1 protein-coding gene is annotated in these 511 nt (G+C 50.5%); it reads left to right on the forward strand.

The annotated features are described in order from the left end of the window. Positions 1-41: 41 nt before the first annotated feature. On the forward strand, positions 42-511 hold a 470-nt coding region (locus L2I46_RS29335), incomplete at its 3' end, for a CatB-related O-acetyltransferase (RefSeq protein ID WP_137928873.1).

Below are 511 nucleotides of genomic sequence, written 5' to 3' on the forward strand. Positions count from 1 at the left end.
TCAAACGTTAGACGGCAAAGTCACAGACCGCGGGATCTCTTATGACCAACTACTTTGATAGCCCCTTCAAAGGCAAGCTGCTTTCTGAGCAAGTGAAGAACCCCAATATCAAAGTTGGGCGGTACAGCTATTACTCTGGCTACTATCATGGGCACTCATTCGATGACTGCGCACGGTATCTGTTTCCGGACCGTGATGACGTTGATAAGTTGATCATCGGTAGTTTCTGCTCTATCGGGAGTGGGGCTTCCTTTATCATGGCTGGCAATCAGGGGCATCGGTACGACTGGGCATCATCTTTCCCGTTCTTTTATATGCAGGAAGAACCTGCATTCTCAAGCGCACTCGATGCCTTCCAAAAAGCAGGTAATACTGTCATTGGCAATGACGTTTGGATCGGCTCTGAGGCAATGGTCATGCCCGGAATCAAGATCGGGCACGGTGCGGTGATAGGCAGCCGCTCGTTGGTGACAAAAGATGTGGAGCCTTACGCTATCGTTGGCGGCAATCC

This window comes from Klebsiella sp. 2019SCSN059, assembly GCF_021739525.1.
Classification (GTDB): domain Bacteria; phylum Pseudomonadota; class Gammaproteobacteria; order Enterobacterales; family Enterobacteriaceae; genus Klebsiella; species Klebsiella quasipneumoniae.